The organism is Nonomuraea composti (assembly GCF_012034275.1).
GTDB lineage: Bacteria > Actinomycetota > Actinomycetes > Streptosporangiales > Streptosporangiaceae > Nonomuraea > Nonomuraea composti.
The window spans coordinates 38,873-53,945 of sequence record NZ_JAATEP010000067.1 but is presented as its reverse complement, the minus strand read 5'-3'; the positions used below and the strand labels follow the sequence as shown (position 1 = coordinate 53,945).

At 71.6% G+C, this 15,073-nt stretch carries 15 protein-coding genes; 12 read left to right on the top strand and 3 right to left on the bottom strand.

From position 1 onward, the window contains the following. A partial coding sequence (locus tag HCN51_RS50310) for a tautomerase family protein (protein ID WP_168019774.1) occupies positions 1 to 431 on the bottom strand: 431 nt, incomplete at its 3' end. A gap of 79 nt (positions 432 to 510) precedes the next feature. Between HCN51_RS50310 and HCN51_RS50305 the strand changes: the two genes are divergently transcribed. After that, the gene (locus HCN51_RS50305; protein WP_168019772.1) at positions 511 to 1,020 is read left to right on the top strand and encodes a winged helix-turn-helix transcriptional regulator; all 510 of its coding nucleotides are present in this window, start codon (positions 511 to 513) and stop codon (positions 1,018 to 1,020) included. Here HCN51_RS50305 and HCN51_RS50300 read toward each other — a convergent pair. Beyond that, on the bottom strand, positions 1,017 to 1,538 hold the full coding sequence (locus HCN51_RS50300; RefSeq protein ID WP_206068837.1) for a P-loop NTPase family protein: 522 nt from the start codon (positions 1,536 to 1,538) through the stop codon (positions 1,017 to 1,019). The genes HCN51_RS50305 and HCN51_RS50300 overlap by 4 nt on opposite strands. A 142-nt stretch (positions 1,539 to 1,680) precedes the next feature. Here HCN51_RS50300 and HCN51_RS50295 point away from each other — a divergent pair, with 142 nt between their 5' ends. The 9 genes from HCN51_RS50295 to HCN51_RS50255 are packed head-to-tail and all read left to right on the top strand — an operon-like array spanning position 1,681 to position 12,370. After that, positions 1,681 to 3,603: a glycoside hydrolase family 127 protein gene (locus HCN51_RS50295; protein WP_168019770.1), complete on the top strand. Its 1,923-nt coding sequence runs from the start codon at positions 1,681 to 1,683 to the stop codon at positions 3,601 to 3,603. Continuing rightward, positions 3,600 to 5,297: an ABC transporter substrate-binding protein gene (locus tag HCN51_RS50290; protein ID WP_168019767.1), complete on the top strand. Its 1,698-nt coding sequence runs from the start codon at positions 3,600 to 3,602 to the stop codon at positions 5,295 to 5,297. Before HCN51_RS50295 ends, HCN51_RS50290 begins: the two co-directional genes overlap by 4 nt. After that, positions 5,298 to 6,233 carry an ABC transporter permease gene (locus HCN51_RS50285; RefSeq protein WP_080037286.1) on the top strand — a complete coding sequence of 312 codons (936 nt, stop codon included), beginning with the start codon at positions 5,298 to 5,300 and terminating at the stop codon, positions 6,231 to 6,233. Then, positions 6,233 to 7,228, top strand: a complete 996-nt coding sequence (locus tag HCN51_RS50280) for an ABC transporter permease (protein WP_168019765.1) — start codon at positions 6,233 to 6,235, stop codon at positions 7,226 to 7,228. The genes HCN51_RS50285 and HCN51_RS50280 overlap by 1 nt, the downstream gene beginning before the upstream one ends. Continuing rightward, the gene (locus HCN51_RS62770) at positions 7,225 to 8,073 is read left to right on the top strand and encodes an ATP-binding cassette domain-containing protein (RefSeq protein WP_168019763.1); all 849 of its coding nucleotides are present in this window, start codon (positions 7,225 to 7,227) and stop codon (positions 8,071 to 8,073) included. The genes HCN51_RS50280 and HCN51_RS62770 overlap by 4 nt, the downstream gene beginning before the upstream one ends. After that, entirely contained in the window at positions 8,070 to 8,882 is an 813-nt protein-coding gene (locus tag HCN51_RS62765) for an ATP-binding cassette domain-containing protein (RefSeq protein ID WP_168019761.1), read from the top strand. The genes HCN51_RS62770 and HCN51_RS62765 overlap by 4 nt, the downstream gene beginning before the upstream one ends. Then, positions 8,879 to 10,153, top strand: a complete 1,275-nt coding sequence (locus HCN51_RS50265; protein ID WP_168019759.1) for an alpha/beta fold hydrolase — start codon at positions 8,879 to 8,881, stop codon at positions 10,151 to 10,153. The genes HCN51_RS62765 and HCN51_RS50265 overlap by 4 nt, the downstream gene beginning before the upstream one ends. After that, positions 10,146 to 11,483: an aminopeptidase P family protein gene (locus HCN51_RS50260; protein WP_168019757.1), complete on the top strand. Its 1,338-nt coding sequence runs from the start codon at positions 10,146 to 10,148 to the stop codon at positions 11,481 to 11,483. The genes HCN51_RS50265 and HCN51_RS50260 overlap by 8 nt, the downstream gene beginning before the upstream one ends. Then, positions 11,480 to 12,370, top strand: a complete 891-nt coding sequence (locus HCN51_RS50255; protein ID WP_168019755.1) for a dihydrodipicolinate synthase family protein — start codon at positions 11,480 to 11,482, stop codon at positions 12,368 to 12,370. The genes HCN51_RS50260 and HCN51_RS50255 overlap by 4 nt, the downstream gene beginning before the upstream one ends. Here HCN51_RS50255 and HCN51_RS50250 read toward each other — a convergent pair. Further along, the gene (locus HCN51_RS50250; protein ID WP_168019753.1) at positions 12,361 to 13,191 is read right to left on the bottom strand and encodes an ACT domain-containing protein; all 831 of its coding nucleotides are present in this window, start codon (positions 13,189 to 13,191) and stop codon (positions 12,361 to 12,363) included. The two genes, HCN51_RS50255 and HCN51_RS50250, sit on opposite strands and share 10 nt — an antisense overlap. A gap of 191 nt (positions 13,192 to 13,382) precedes the next feature. Here HCN51_RS50250 and HCN51_RS61895 point away from each other — a divergent pair, with 191 nt between their 5' ends. Then, the gene (locus HCN51_RS61895; RefSeq protein WP_206068836.1) at positions 13,383 to 13,844 is read left to right on the top strand and encodes a hypothetical protein; all 462 of its coding nucleotides are present in this window, start codon (positions 13,383 to 13,385) and stop codon (positions 13,842 to 13,844) included. A gap of 141 nt (positions 13,845 to 13,985) precedes the next feature. Then, a complete protein-coding gene (locus tag HCN51_RS50240) occupies positions 13,986 to 15,068 on the top strand; it encodes a hypothetical protein (RefSeq protein ID WP_168019751.1) in 1,083 nt (360 codons plus the stop codon). The last annotated feature ends 5 nt before the right edge of the window (positions 15,069 to 15,073 follow it).

Here is a 15,073-nt window from a genome sequence, read left to right as displayed (position 1 = left end):
CCGCCCGCCACCAGCGTCACGATGTCCTCGATGCGGACGATCTCCCCGCCGGCGCCCCAGTTGCCCTCGGGGATCTCGTTGATGTGCACCCACGCGGCAAGGGGCTGGGCGAAGCGGTCCGGATCGGTGTCGGCGTCGGCGAGCACGCGGGTGACCCGCCGGACGATGTCGCGGCGCTTGTCGTCGTTCATCGACCCGGCCGGCACCCCCACTCGCACCACGTATTTCGGCTTCTCCTCTGCGGGCAGCGGCCGGCCGCCCACGAACCAGGCGTCGATCTCGTTGACCACCAGCCAGGAGATGGATCGGGCGGCCTCGTTGTCGGGGGCGCCTTCGGCGATCATCACCTCCGACACCAGGCGCCCGCCGATCTTCTCGCGGTGCTCCTGGTCGAGCGTGCCCTTGGGGACGAACAGTTCCACGAACGGCATGGGTCAGTCCTTTCATTAAACCTGCCTGATCACACCGTACGGCTATGAGTTTAATGAAGCAACCCTCTACACTGAGGTCATGCAACGGACCAGCTTCGCGGAGATGCACTGCTCGATCGGGCAGTCGCTGGAGCGCGTCGGCGAGTGGTGGACCCCGCTGATCGTGCGCGACCTCTACCTCGGCCTGCACCGCTTCGACGACATCGCGGAGAACCTCGGCATCGCCCGCAACCTGCTCACCCGCCGCCTCCAGGCGCTGGTGGCCGACGGCATCGTGGAGCGCCGGGCGTACCAGGAGCGGCCGCCGCGGTACGAGTACCACCTCAGCGAGGCCGGCCGCGAGCTGGTGCCGGTGCTGATGGCGCTGATGGCCTGGGGCGACAAGTGGGCCACCCCGGCGGGCGGCCCGCCGGTGCGCCTGGTGCACGACTCCTGCGGTACGGAGTTCACGCCGCGGGTCTGCTGCTCGTCCTGCGGCGATCCGGTGACCGCCGAGACCGTGACGGCGCTACCCGGCCCCGGCGCCGCCTACGGCCCGGGCACCAAGGTGCTGGCCCGGCGCAGCGGCCTGGCCCCCGAGCAGCCCTAGAGCCCGCTGAGCAGGTCGTCGGCGTCCCGCTGCGAGCCGATGCGGACGAACGTCAGGTGCGCGTACGCCGGATCGGCGGCGGCCCGGCGGTACCGCTCCCGGTAGACGGCGTGCTGCGTCCACGCCCACCGGATGATCGACTCGTCCTTCGAGAACAGGAACCGGAACGACTCCCTGTTGCCGTTCCACAGCTCGGCCCCGGTCGCCATCCGCCGCAGCGTCCGGGGCAGCAGCCGGCGCAGCACGGTGTGCCGGGGCAGGTCGAACCAGACGACGGTGTCGGCCCGCGCCCACACCAGGTCCTGGGCGGCGGAGTAGTTGCCGTCGACCACCCACCCGTCGGCGTCGGTGAACTTCTCGACCTCGGCCCGGAACTCCTCCTTCGGCCTCGGCGTCCAGCCCTGCATGTGGAAGACCGAGTCGAGCTCCAGCCAGGGCACGCCGAGCCGGGCCGCCAGAGCGGCGGCCAGCGTGGACTTTCCGGAGCCTGAGTTCCCCACCACGGATACGCGTCGCACCGCGCCACTGTAGCCAGCCGCGACCCCGCGTCCCAGATTCCGGACGGGTTACTTTCTCTTTTCGTCACCCCCGCAACCCTTGGCAACTCACCTTCCGGACACCTATGGTTCAGTGCAATGCCACACATTACTGGGAAGGTTCATGACGTCTAAGCAGGTCAAGCCGCTGTCCGGCGCCGTGCGCACGTCCGCCGGGGCCGTGCGGCCGCTGGCCGGGGTGCGGATCACCGGTGGTCTGCTGCACCACTGGCAGCGCCGCAACGGCACGGCCACGATCCCGCACACCATCGAGCAGCTGCGCGCGGCGGGCAACGTCGCCAACCTGAGCCGGCTCCTGGAGCAGGACCCGGCGCCGTACCGGGGCCGCTACCCGTTCCTGGACACCGACCTGTACAAGACCCTGGAGGGGCTGGCCTACGAGCTGGGCGACGGCCGCGCCGGGAAGCCCGTACGGGAGTTCTTCGAGGAGGTCGTCGGCCTCCTGGAGCGGGTCCAGGCCGGGGACGGCTACCTCAACTCTTTCTTCCAGGACCCGGCGGCGGCCAAGAAGCCGTGGGAGGACCTGGCGTGGGGGCACGAGCTGTACAACCTGGGGCACCTCATCCAGGCCGCCGTCGCGGCGGCGCGCAGGATGGGCGACGAGCGGCTGCTGCGGGTGGCGGAGCGGTTCGCGGACTTGGTGGTGCAGCGGTTCGCGGACGAGGGGGTGTGCGGCCATCCCGAGGTGGAGATGGCGCTGGTCGAGCTGTATCGGGAGACGGGGCTGCGCGCCTACCTCGACCTGGCGGCCGCGTTCGTGGACCGGCGCGGCTCGGGGCAGCTCAAGCACAGCATCTTCGCCGGCGACTACTTCCAGGACCACGTGCCCTTCCGGGAGCTGCCGTCGGTGACGGGGCACGCGGTGCGGATGGCGTACCTGGCGGCCGGCGCCGCCGACGTGTTCCTGGAGACGGGCGACCGGTCGCTGTTCGAGGCGCTGGAGCGGCTCTGGGACGACATGGTGGCGACGAAGCTGTACGTCACGGGCGGGCTCGGCAGCCGCCACTCCGACGAGGCGATCGGCGACCGGTACGAGCTGCCGTCCGAGCGCGCCTACAGCGAGACCTGCGCGGCGATCGCCGTCATGCAGTGGGCCTGGCGGATGTTCCTGGCCACGGGCGGCGCCAAGTACCTCGACGTGTTCGAGCGGGTGCTCTACAACGCCTACGCGGTGGGCCTGTCGGCCGACGGCAGGGCGTTCTTCTACGACAACCCGCTGCAGCGCCGCCCCGACCACGAGCAGCGCAGCGGTGCGGAGAGCGGCGGGGAGCCGCTGCGCCGGGCGTGGTTCACCTGCCCGTGCTGCCCGCCGAACATCGTGCGGTGGATGGCGCAGCTCGCCGACTACGTGGCGGCCGAGCGGGACGGCGCGCTGCTGGTCGCCGCCTACACCGGCGCCCGCGTCGAGGGCACGGAGCTGGGCCTGGTCATGGAGAGCGCCTACCCGTGGGACGGCGACGTGCGGATCACGGTCGAGCGGGCGCCGGACGGTCCGTACGGGCTGGTGCTGCGGGTGCCCGGCTGGGCGCGCGGCGCGGCGGTCACCGTCAACGGCGAGCCGCACGCGGCGCAGGCGCGGGACGGCTGGCTGAGCGTCGAGCGCCGCTGGGCGGCCGGCGACGAGGTACGGCTGACGCTGCCGATGCCGGTCAGGGCGCACGGCTCGCACCCCTACCTCGACGCGACCAGGGGCGCGGCCAGCCTGGCCAGGGGCCCGCTGGTCTACTGCGTGGAGCAGCAGGACAGCCCGGACGCGGCCGTGGACGACCTGATGATCGGCGTGCCGGAGATTGTTAACGCGAACACCGGGCGGCGGGACGACGCCGTGGTGCTCACCGTCACCGCCACCGCCGCTCCCCCGCCCTCCGCCGAGCTCTACCCGGAGCTCCCGCTGGAGCAGGCGCTTCCGGAGACGACGGTCACGGCGACCTTCGTCCCCTACTTCCTCTGGGGCAACCGCGGCCCCGAAGCCATGCGGGTCTGGGTCAGGACCCCGTACGCAACTCATGGAAAGAAGGCGAAATGAGGAGATCTGCGGCGCTCACGAGCGTCACGATGACCGCCGTGCTGGCACTGTCCGCGTGCGGCGGCGGCGGTGCTGGCGGCGGGACGGCATCGCAGGCCGCGGGAGGCGGGACGGGCGCGAAGGCGACCCCCGCGACCGGCGGCACCGTGCACGTCCTGGCCAACGCGGACTTCTCCCACCTGGACCCGGTACGCGGCTTCGACGGCGGGGTGAACAACTTCTACCGGCTCATCTACCGGGGCCTGACGACGTTCGGCGCGGGGCCGGGCGCCGAGGGCACGAAGATCGTGCCGGACCTGGCGACCGACACCGGCAAGCCGTCGAACGACGCCAAGACGTGGACGTTCACGCTGAAGGACAACATCTTCTTCGAGGACGGCACACCCATCACGAGCGAGGCCGTCAAGTTCGGCTTCTCGCGCGCCTTCGACCCGGAGGCCGGGATCGGCTCGCCGTACGGCAAGCTGCTGCTGGACGCGCCGAAGGACTACAAGGGCCCGTACCTGTCGGGCGACCTCGACACGATCGAGACGCCCGACCCCAAGACGGTCGTCATCCACCTGAAGAAGCCGTTCGCCGACTTCCCGAGCGCGCTGGCGCTGGCGAACTTCACCCCGTTCCCCAAGGGGACCGGGGCGGGCGCGGCGTTCGACTCCAAGCCGATCGCGAGCGGGCCGTACAAGGTGGCCAGCTACCAGCGCAACGCGTCGCTGAAGCTGGTGCGCAACCCGCAGTGGAAGCAGGAGACCGACCAGGTGCGCACGGCCAAGCCGGACGCCTTCGAGTGGACGTTCGGGCTCGACCCGGCCACCATCGACGAGCGCATGCTGGCGGGTCAGGGCACCGACGCCGACGCGCTCGGGCAGAGCATCCAGGCGGCGACCGTGGCCCGCGTGCAGACGCCGCAGATCAAGGCGCGCACGCTGTCGGGGCTGAACGGCTGCACCACCTACATGGGCCTGAACACCACGAAGAAGTACCTGAGCGACGTGCGGGTGCGCCAGGCGATCAACTACGCGATCGACAAGGACACGATCGTGGCGGCGATGGGCGGCTCGCTGCTGGCGCAGAAGGGCACCTCGATCCAGCCGCCCACGGTGGCCGGCCGGGTGGACTACGACCCGTACCCGTACAACGTCGAGCAGGCCAAGAAGCTGCTGGCGGAGGCGGGCCTGTCGGGCGGGTTCTCGCTGACGCTGGACACGCGGGCGCAGCCGAAGATGGCGGCGGTCTCGGTCGCCGTGCAGGAGGCGCTCAAGCAGATCGGCATCGACGTCAAGATCAACAACATCGACACCTCGACGTACTACGAGGTCATCGGCACCCCGGCCAAGCAGAACGACATGGCCGTGACCGGCTGGTGCCCCGACTGGGCGTCCGGCGCGACGTTCCTGCCGCCGCTGTTCGACGGCCGCAACATCACCTCCAAGGGCAACTCCAACCTGGCGCAGATCAACGACAAGGGCATCAACGCCAGGATCGACGAGATCGCCGCGATGACGGACGTCGAGCAGGCCAACGCGGCCTACGGCGAGCTGGACAAGGAGATCATGAAGCTGGCGCCGGTCGTGCCGCTGGCCTACGAGAAGCTCATCCTGGTCAACGGCGCGAACATCGCGGGCGCCTACCAGTCCAACTCCTATTCCGGCGGCGTCGACCTGGTCTCCGTCGGGCTGGCGAAGCCGACGAAGTAGATGACCGTCGCAGCGCATCCAGAGCAGGTGGCGGGCCCGGCGCCCGCCACCTCGGGCCGGCGCGTCATCCGCGTGCTGCTGCGCGATCGGGGCGCCGTGCTCAGCGGCGCCTACCTCGCGCTGATCGTGCTCATGGCGATCGGCGCGCCGCTGATCAGCGCGATCACCGGGCACGGCCCCAACGACTTCGACACGGCCGCGGTCAACACCGACCTGGGCGGCGTGCCCTACGGCTCGCTCGGCGGCATCAGCTCCGAGCACCTGCTGGGCGTCGAGCCGCAGAACGGCCGCGACATCCTGGCCCGCATCGCGTACGGCGCCCGCGTCTCGCTGATCATCGCGGTCTCCGCCACGGCGCTCACCACGCTGCTCGGCGTGGTGCTGGGCATGCTGGCCGGGTTCTACCAGGGCTGGGCGGACCAGGTGATCTGCCGGGTCATGGACTTCCTGATGGCCTTCCCCGCGCTCATCTTCATGATCGCGATCCTGTCCGCGCTGCCGCAGGGCAACCGGCCGGTGCTGCTGGTCGTGGTGATCAGCGTGTTCGGCTGGCCGTACCTGGCGCGGGTGGTGCGCGGGCAGACGATGACGCTGGTGAACCGGGAGTTCGTGGAGGCCGCGCGGGCCTCGGGCGCCTCGACGGGGCAGCTCGTGTTCAAGGAGATCCTGCCGAACCTGCGCAGCTCCCTGATCGTGATGACCACCCTGGCCGTGCCGGGCTACGTGGGCACCGAGGCGGGGCTGTCGTTCCTGGGCGTCGGTGTCACGCCGCCCACCCCGTCGTGGGGACAGATGATCGCGAGCTCTGTCGGCTGGTACGCCGTCGACCCGATGTACTTCGTGATCCCCGGCGCGTTCCTGTTCCTCACGGTGCTGTCGCTGACCGTGCTGGGCGACCGGATCCGGGCCGCCTTCGACGCGGGGGAGGCCTCCTGATGACCCGGTACGTGATCGGCCGGCTGGCCGGCGTCGTGGTGATCCTGTTCCTGGTGTGCCTGTTCACGTTCGTGCTGTTCTTCACCCTGCAGCCGGACCCGGCGGTGATGATCTGCGGGAAGACGTGCACGCCGGAGCGCATCGACCAGATTCGCGACGTGCTGGGGCTCAACCAGCCGTTCCTGACGCAGTTCTTCGGCTTCCTCGGCGGCATCTTCGCCGGCCGCGACTACGGCGAGGGCGCCAACCTCGTGCACTGCGCGGCGCCGTGCCTGGGCTACAGCTTCCAGACCAACCAGTCCGTGATGGACATGGTGGTGGAGCGGCTGCCGGTCAGCGCGACGGTCGCGATCGGCGCGGCGGTGCTGTGGCTGATCGTCGGCATCGCCGCCGGGCTGCTCAGCGCCGTCAAGGAGGGCACGTGGTGGGACCGCACCGCGATGGGGCTGGCGCTCGGCGGCTCCAGCATCCCCAACTACGTGCTGGCGCTGGCCCTGCAGTACGTGCTCGTCGTGCAGCTCCAGGTGCTGCCGTTCCCGCAGGCCGTGGCGTTCTCCGACGACCCGGTGGTGTGGTTCCAGTCGTACCTGATGCCGTGGGTCGTGCTGGCCACCGGCTACGCCTGCCTGTACGCCCGGCTCACCCGCGCCAACGTGATCGACACCCTGGCCGAGAACTTCATGCGCACGGCCAGGTCCAAGGGCCTCAGCCCGGCGCTGACCATGCGCAGGCACGCCCTGCGCCCGGCCCTGACGCCGATCGCGACGATCTTCGGCATGGACTTCGCGGCGCTGCTCGGCGGCGCGCTCATCACCGAGACCGTGTTCGGGCTGAACGGGGTGGGCAAGATGGCCGCCGACTCCATCGCCAAGAACGACCAGCCGGTCATCATGGCGGTCACGCTGCTGGCGGCGTTCTTCGTGGTGGTCGGCAACCTGGTGGTGGACCTCGTCTACACGAGGCTGGACCCGAGAGTGAGGATCACGACCCCATGAGCGAGTTGCTTGTCGTGGAGGACCTCACCGTCACCTTCCCGACCACGCGCGGCCCGGTGGACGTGGTCCAGGGCGTGTCGTTCACGGTCGGCAGGGACGAGACGGTCGGCATCGTCGGCGAGTCGGGCTCCGGCAAGTCGATGACCAGCCTGGCCATCATGGGCCTGCTGCCCAAGGGCGCCACGACCAGGGGCAGCATCCGGCTGAACGGCACCGAGCTGCTCGGCCGGCCCGACCGCGAGCTGCGCCGGCTGCGCGGCGACCAGATGTCGATGATCTTCCAGGACCCGTTGTCGTCGCTCAACCCGTACTACACGGTGGGCCTGCAGATCGAGGAGATGTACCGCGCGCACCGCGGCGGCACCCGCAGGGCCGCGCGCGAGGTCGCGATCAGGGCGCTTGGGCACGTGGGACTGCCCGAGCCGGAGCGGCGGGTGGACTACTACCCGCACCAGTTCTCCGGCGGGCAGCGGCAGCGCGTCATGATCGCGATGGCGCTGGTGTGCGAGCCGGCGCTGCTGATCGCCGACGAGCCCACCACGGCGCTGGACGTGACCGTGCAGGCGCAGATCCTGCGGCTGCTGGCCGGGCTGCAACGCGAGAGCGGCACCGGGATGGTGTTCATCACCCACGACCTGGCCGTGATCAGCTCGATCGCGACCCGCGTGCTGGTGATGCGGCGCGGCGAGCAGGTCGAGTACGGCACCGCCGAGCAGATCTTCGCCGAACCGGAGCACGAGTACACCCGGATGTTGCTGGAGAGCATCCCGCGCATCGACGACTCGCTGGACGACCCGCCGCACCACTCGCTGATCGACCCGCTCGACGATGAGGTGATCCTATGACGTTGCTGCGCGCCGAGAGCCTGACCAAGCGGTTCGTCTCGCGCGGCCCGCTGGGCGCCAGGGCCGAGTTCACCGCCGTGGACCAGGTCAGCTTCGAGGTGAGACTCGGCGAGACGCTGGCCGTCGTCGGCGAGTCCGGCAGCGGCAAGTCCACGACCGCCCGGATGATCGCCAAGCTGATGGACCCGACCGCGGGCACCCTGGAGTTCGACGGCGAGGACGTCACCCACGCCAAGGGCGCGGCGCTGGCCCGCTTCCGCGCCAACGTCCAGGTCGTCTTCCAGGACCCGTTCTCCTCGCTCAACCCCCGCCACACGGTGGAGCGCATCCTCATGGCGCCGCTGGTCTACCAGGGCATTGCGCCCAAGGGCAGCCGCCGCGAGCACGCCAAGGAGCTGATGGAGCGGGTCGGACTCAACCCCGACCACTCGCTGCGCTACCCCGCGCAGTTCTCCGGCGGGCAGGCGCAGCGCATCGGCATCGCCCGCGCGCTGGCCGTCAACCCCAAGCTGGTCATCTGCGACGAGGCCGTCTCCGCGCTGGACGTGTCGGTGCAGGCACAGGTGATCGAGCTGCTGCGGCGGCTGCAGCGCGAGAGCGGCTTCAGCTACGTGTTCATCGCCCACGACCTGGCCGTGGTGCGGCAGATCGCGCACCGGGTCGCGGTCATGAGCAAGGGGCGGATCGTCGAGATCGGGCCCGCCAGGCAGGTGTTCGACGACCCGCGGGACGAGTACACGCGCACGCTGCTGGCGGCCATCCCCCGGATCGACCCGGAGTGGGACCGCCGCAGGAGGGAGAGGTCTTGATCACCGCGACGTACACCATCCCCGGGATGCGGGTGCGCGACCACGTCGAGCGGGTCCCGCTGGACTGGTCGGACCCGGAGGCGACCATCACGGTGTTCGCCCGCGAGCTGGTGGACCCGGCCCGCGACGGCGAGGACCTGCCGTGCCTGCTCTATCTGCAGGGCGGGCCCGGCGGCAAGGGGCCGCGGCCGGTCGGCACGTCGGGCTGGCTGGGGCGGGCGCTGGAGACGTACCGGGTGATCCTGCTCGACCAGCGGGGCACCGGCCGCAGCTCGCGCATCGACGGGCGGGTGATGAGCGCGCTCGGCGCGCGCGAGGGCGCCGACTACCTGGCGCGCTTCCGCGCCGACTCGATCGTGGCCGACGCCGAGCACCTGCGCAGGACCGTCTTCGGCGGGCGGCGCTGGTCGACGCTGGGGCAGAGCTACGGCGGGTTCCTGACGATGACGTACCTGTCGAACGCGCCCGAGGGCCTGTCGGCCTGCTACGTCGCGGGCGGCCTGCCCTCGCTCGACCCCGACGCCGCCGAGGTGTACCGGCGCACGTACCCGCGGGTGGCGGCCAAGAACGCCGAGTTCTACCGCCGCTATCCGCACCACGCCGGGACGACGGCGCGGCTGGCCGAGCGGCTGGCCGAGGGCGACGTGCTGCTGCCCGACGGCGACCCGCTGACCGTGCGGCGGCTGCAGTCGCTGGGCATCGACTTCGGCATGAAGCCCGGCTACGAGCGCATGCACTGGCTGCTCGACGAATCGGACAGTCTGCCGGAGACGTTCCTGCACCAGGTGCTGGCCCGCTCCTCCTACGCCGACAACCCGCTGTTCGCCGCGCTGCAGGAGAGCATCTACGGGCACGGCGCCGGCGCGACCGCGTGGGCGGCGCAGCGCGAGCGCGCCCGCCACCCCGCCTTCGCCGAGGACGCCCGGCCGCTGCTGTTCACCGGGGAGATGATCTACCCCTGGATGTTCGAGGAGATCCGCGCGCTGCGCCCCTTCCGCGGCGCGGTCGAGCTGCTCGCCGAGCGGGACGACTGGCCGCCTCTCTACGACCTGGACCGGCTGGCCGCCAACGACGTGCCGGTGGCCGCCGCCGTCTACTTCGACGACATGTACGTCGACTCCGGCCTGCAACTGGAGACCGCCGCGAGGGTCGGCAACACGCAGGCCTGGGTCACCAACGAGTACGAGCACGACGGCATCGGCGAGGACCGCGTCTTCGCCCGCCTGACCGCGCTCGTCCGCGACCTCGGAGGAGGACTCACCGATGGGTGACGGCAAGCTGCCCAAGCTGACCGAGATCCCGGCGTTCACGCAGTACATCGCGCAGGGCTGGGACTCCCCCGCCTGCCCGCCCGACCTGGTGCCGGGCGCGGCCGAGGCCGCCGCCGCCCACCGGGCCAGGCTCGCCGAGGCGCTGCCGGGCCGCACCGTCGTCGTCCGGGCCGGCTGCGCGCCGACCCGCAGCAACGACACCGCCTACGACTTCCGCGTGGACAGCGACTTCTCCTGGCTGACCGGCTGCGCGGTGGAGCACGCGGTGGCCGTCGTCCGCGACGGCGCGGCCACCCTGTACCTGCCGCCGCCGGCCCGCCCCGGCGAGACCGGCTTCTTCGCCGACGCCGCCCACGGCGAGCTGTGGGTCGGCCCGTCGCCGTCCCTGGCCGAGTGGTCGGCCGCGCTGGGCGTCGAGGTCCTGCCGCTGGCGGACTTCACCGCCCCGGGCGAGCCCGACGGCTCCGGCGACGACGTGGGCCGGGTGCTCGCCGAGCTGCGCATGATCAAGGACGAGTGGGAGGTGCGGCAGCTGCGCGAGGCCGTGGACCGCACCGTCGAGGGCTTCGCCGCCGTGCTCGCCGAGGTGCCCGCCGCCGTCGCCGGCGGCGGCGAGCGGTGGCTGCAGGGCACCTTCGACCGGTACGCCAGGACGCACGGCAACGGCCCCGGCTACGCCTCCATCGTCGGCAGCGGCCCGCACGCCCCCACCCTGCACTGGGTGCGCTGCGACGGCCCCGTCCGCGAGGGCGAGGTGCTGCTGCTCGACATGGGCGTCGAGACGCGCTCCCACTACACCGCCGACGTCACCCGCACCTTCCCCGTCAACGGCACGTTCAGCCCGGCGCAGCGGCAGGTGCACGACCTGGTCGAGCGGGCCCACCGCGCCGGCATCGCCCAGGTGGCGCCCGGCCGGCCGTTCACCGCCTTCCACCACGCCGCCATGGAGGTCATCGCGCGCGGCCTGCACGACTGGGGGCTGCTGCCCGTCTCCGTGGACGAGGCCCTGTCGGACACCGGCCAGCACCACCGCCGCTACCTCATCTGCGGCATCGGCCATCACCTCGGGCTCGACGTGCACGACTGCGCCCGCTCCCGCCCCGAGTCCTACCACGGGGCCACCATGACGCCGGGCATGGTGCTGACCGTCGAGCCCGGCCTGTACTTCCACGCCCACGACCGCACGGTGCCGCCGGAGCTGCGCGGCATCGGCGTACGCATCGAGGACGACCTGCTGGTGACGGCGGACGGCGCGGAGAACCTGTCCGCCGCGCTGCCCCTCGACGCCGGCGGGCTCGAGACCTGGACCAAGGAGAAGAGAACGGCATGACCACCCCCGTCTGGCACGGCGTGCACGTCGCGACCGCGCTGCCCTTCAACGACGACCTGTCCGTCGACTACGACGGCTACGCCGAGCACGTGCGCTTCCTCGCCGAGGGCGGCTGCGACGGCGTGTGCCCCAACGGGTCGCTGGGCGAGTACCAGACGCTGACCGCCGAGGAACGCGCCCGCGTCGTCCGCACCGCCGTCGAGGCCGCGCCCGAAGGCTTCCACGTGATGCCCGGCGTGGCCGCGTACGGGGCTTTGGAGGCGCGCCGCTGGGCCGAGCAGGCCGCCGAGGCGGGCGCGTCGTCGGTGCTGCTGCTGCCGCCGAACGCCTACCGCGCCGACCGCGCGGCCGTCGTCGCCCACTACCGCGAGGTCGCCAAGGCGGGGCTGCCCGTCGTCGCCTACAACAACCCGATCGACACCAAGGTCGACCTGACGCCCGCCCTCCTGGCCGAGCTGCACCAGGAGGGGCTGATCGTCGGGGTCAAGGAGTTCACCGGGGACGTGCGCCGGGCGTACGAGATCGCCGAGCTCGCCCCCGGGCTCGACCTGCTGGTCGGCTCGGACGACGTGCTGCTGGAGCTGGGCATCGCCGGCGCCGTCGGCTGGATCGCCGGATACCCGAACATGATCCCCCGCGCCACCGTCGAGCTCTACCACCTGGCCGTCGCCGGCGACGTCGCCAAGGCGCTGCCCCTCTACCGCGACCTGCACCCGCTGCTGCGGTGGGACTCCAAGACCGAGTTCGTGCAGTCGATCAAGCTGTCGATGGACCTGGCCGGCCGCAAGGGCGGCGCCTGCCGGCCGCCGCGCCTCGCCCTCGCCCCCGAGGTCGCGGCCCGGATCACCCGCGACACGGAGGCGGTGCTGGCCAAGGGCTACCGCTGACCCGTGCGGGGGGTGTAGCGGGCGTGGGTGGCGGCGGCGGTCAGCGCCGCCGCCCGCGCCGCCTCCGTCGGGGTGAACGGCAGCTCGGGCCGCCGGACGAGCAGCGCCCGGTCCGGGTTCACCGAGATCACCATGGTGGTGTTGAGCTCGGCGCCCTCGTCCACGGTGTCGCCGGGCCGCCGCCACTCCACGTGCGCGACCCGCAGCAGCTCGGCCATCGCCTCGGGCAGCCGGTCGGGGTCGTCGCTGACGCGCTGCGCCAGCACCAGCGCCTGCACGCCCGGGTCGGTGAGGTCCTTCACGCGGGCGGGCACGATCACCACGTCCTGCCCGCCGGCCTCGGTGAGCGCCGCCGCGAGCGCGTCCAGGTCGAGGTCGCGGGGCGCCTCGATGACGAACTCGTCGAGCGCGTCGCAACCGGCCGGGGTGATGGCGCTGCCGCCGGTCGGGGCGATGTGCAGCGCCAGGATGTTGCAGCCCAGCCTGCCGAACGCCGCCGCCACGGTGGCCAGCCGGCCGGGCCGCTCCACCACCCGCATACGGATGCGCCACAACGCCATGGGCCCGCCGGCACCGTCCTGGACCGGCAACGGCGCCCCGGCGCGCGCCCTCGCACCCGGGCGGCGGTGGCCGAGGCGTTTGTGGATCGCGGCGCCGACGATCAGCGCCGCTCCCAGCCCGACCAGGACGACAGGGCCGGGATCCTGGTGGCCGAGCAGGGTCGCGAGCAGGTGCGCAAGGCCGACGGCGAGGAACAGCGCGGCCAGCTCGACGAGCTCCCGCCCCCAGGAACGGCCAGGTCCGGTACGTGCGTCAGTCACTTTCGGTGCATCGCTCATGACGTCCAGTCTGCGTGGGCCGTGTTACGTGATCACGGCTCCGGTGATTGCGGCGGCATTAAACCGCCTTCACCACCTGGCCGGAAACTACGCTTTCTTGACGAATCGCCACCCGCCGTGCCTGTGAGAGACTGCCCCGGTCGTGCCGTCGATTCCGTGGAGTTCCCGCCCCCGTGCGTGTCCGTGCCGCCGTAGCCTGTGCCCCGTTCCTGCTCCTCCTGGCCGCCTGCGGCCCCGCCCCGCTCCCCTCCCCCGCTCCCGCGCCCTCGCCCGCGCGGACCGCCGACGCAGAGCCGATCCCGACGCCGACCCCAACCCCGACCCCGACCCTGACGCCGACCCTGACGCCGACCCCGTCCCTGGCCGGGCCCGGCACCGTGTGCGGGAAGGCGGAGGCCGCGAACGGCTCCCCGGCCGCCGTCGCCGTGGCGCGGGGCCGGGCCGACTGCGCCGAGGCCCTGCGCGTCCTGCGCACCTACTACCGGCCGAAGACCGCCAAGCAGGGCAGCGCCGGCGTCGCCACCGTCGCGGGCTGGGAGTGCGCGAGCAACAGCGCGGCCGAGAGCATGAGGACCGGCAGGCTGACGTCGTGCCGCAAGGACGGCGTCACGATCGTGGCCGACGTCATCCCCTGACCGTTTTCAGAAGGCCCGGAAACGTCATTCCGTGAACGGCGGATGAATTCTGCCGTACGTTCGCCTTCACCCCCGCGCGACCCCCGTCACCGTCATCCCATAATCCCCCATATAGGGGTTCTTTTCGGGAAACGGGGTTCGATGAAGCGGTGGATCGGCGTCATTCTGGCGGCGGTTCTGGCCGGGGTGGCGGTGGTCGCGGTCGTCGCCGGCAATCGGGGGGAAGAGCGGCCGGCGGTGGCGGTGGTGCGGGGGGTCATCGGGTCGGAGAAGAAGCCGTTCTTCGACGACCCGCGCGTGCGGGCGGCCTTCGCCCGGCACGGGTTGCGCGTCGAGGTGGACACGGCCGGGTCGCGGCAGATCGTGACGGACGTGGACCTGGGCCGGTACGCCTTCGCCTTTCCCTCCAGCGTGCCGGCGGCCGAGCGGATCAAGCGCGACCGGGGGGCGACGGTGACGTACTCGCCGTTCTATTCTCCGATGGCGGTGGCCACGTTCGAGCCGATCGCGGGGCTGCTGGCGAAGGCCGGCGTGCTGAGCAATTCCGGCAAAAGCCACCAAACCCTAGATATCAAGAAATATCTGGAACTGGTGGCTAAAGGCACTCGTTGGGATGAGATTCCGGGTAATTCGGCGTACAAGGCGCGCAAGCGCGTCCTGCTGACCACGACCGACATCCGCACCTCCAACTCCGCCGCCATGTACCTGTCGGTGATCGGTTACGTGGCCAACGGCGAGGACGTCATCACCTCCGACGCCCAGATCGCCAAGATCGCGCCCGTCCTCGCCCCGGCCGTGCTCGACCAGGGCTTCTCCGAGTCGACCAGCGAGGCCTCGTTCGACGACTACCTGGCATTGGGCGCGGGCAAGACGCCGATGCTGGTCGTCTACGAGGCGCAGTACCTGGCGCACGTCTTCGCCGGCGACGGCGCGATCAAGCCGGACATGCGGCTGGTCTACCCGTCGCCGACCGTGCTGAGCAAGCACACCCTCGTCCCCCTGTCGGCCGCCGGCGACCGGGTCGGCCGGCTGCTCACCGAGGATCCCGAGCTGCAGTCGCTCGCCGCCGCCTACGGCTTCCGCACCACCGACCCGCGCGCGTTCGCCGGCCTGGTCGCCAAGACCGGGGCGCCGGCCACCGCCGACCTGGTGGACGTCGTCGAGCCGCCCACGTACGAGCGGCTGGACCGGCTCATCACCACCATCGACGCCGCACGTCCCTGACAAGG

Bases quoted from the DNA above. Each gene is read 5' to 3' on its own strand.
- HCN51_RS50295 (WP_168019770.1), top strand. From the start codon at position 1,681: ATGACGTCTAAGCAGGTCAAGCCGCTGTCCGGCGCCGTGCGCACGTCC.
- HCN51_RS50290 (WP_168019767.1), top strand. From the start codon at position 3,600: ATGAGGAGATCTGCGGCGCTCACGAGCGTCACGATGACCGCCGTGCTG.
- HCN51_RS50305 (WP_168019772.1), top strand. From the start codon at position 511: ATGCAACGGACCAGCTTCGCGGAGATGCACTGCTCGATCGGGCAGTCG.
- HCN51_RS62770 (WP_168019763.1), top strand. From the start codon at position 7,225: ATGAGCGAGTTGCTTGTCGTGGAGGACCTCACCGTCACCTTCCCGACC.
- HCN51_RS62765 (WP_168019761.1), top strand. From the start codon at position 8,070: ATGACGTTGCTGCGCGCCGAGAGCCTGACCAAGCGGTTCGTCTCGCGC.
- HCN51_RS50280 (WP_168019765.1), top strand. From the start codon at position 6,233: ATGACCCGGTACGTGATCGGCCGGCTGGCCGGCGTCGTGGTGATCCTG.
- HCN51_RS50260 (WP_168019757.1), top strand. From the start codon at position 10,146: ATGGGTGACGGCAAGCTGCCCAAGCTGACCGAGATCCCGGCGTTCACG.
- HCN51_RS50255 (WP_168019755.1), top strand. From the start codon at position 11,480: ATGACCACCCCCGTCTGGCACGGCGTGCACGTCGCGACCGCGCTGCCC.
- HCN51_RS50285 (WP_080037286.1), top strand. From the start codon at position 5,298: ATGACCGTCGCAGCGCATCCAGAGCAGGTGGCGGGCCCGGCGCCCGCC.
- HCN51_RS50240 (WP_168019751.1), top strand. From the start codon at position 13,986: ATGAAGCGGTGGATCGGCGTCATTCTGGCGGCGGTTCTGGCCGGGGTG.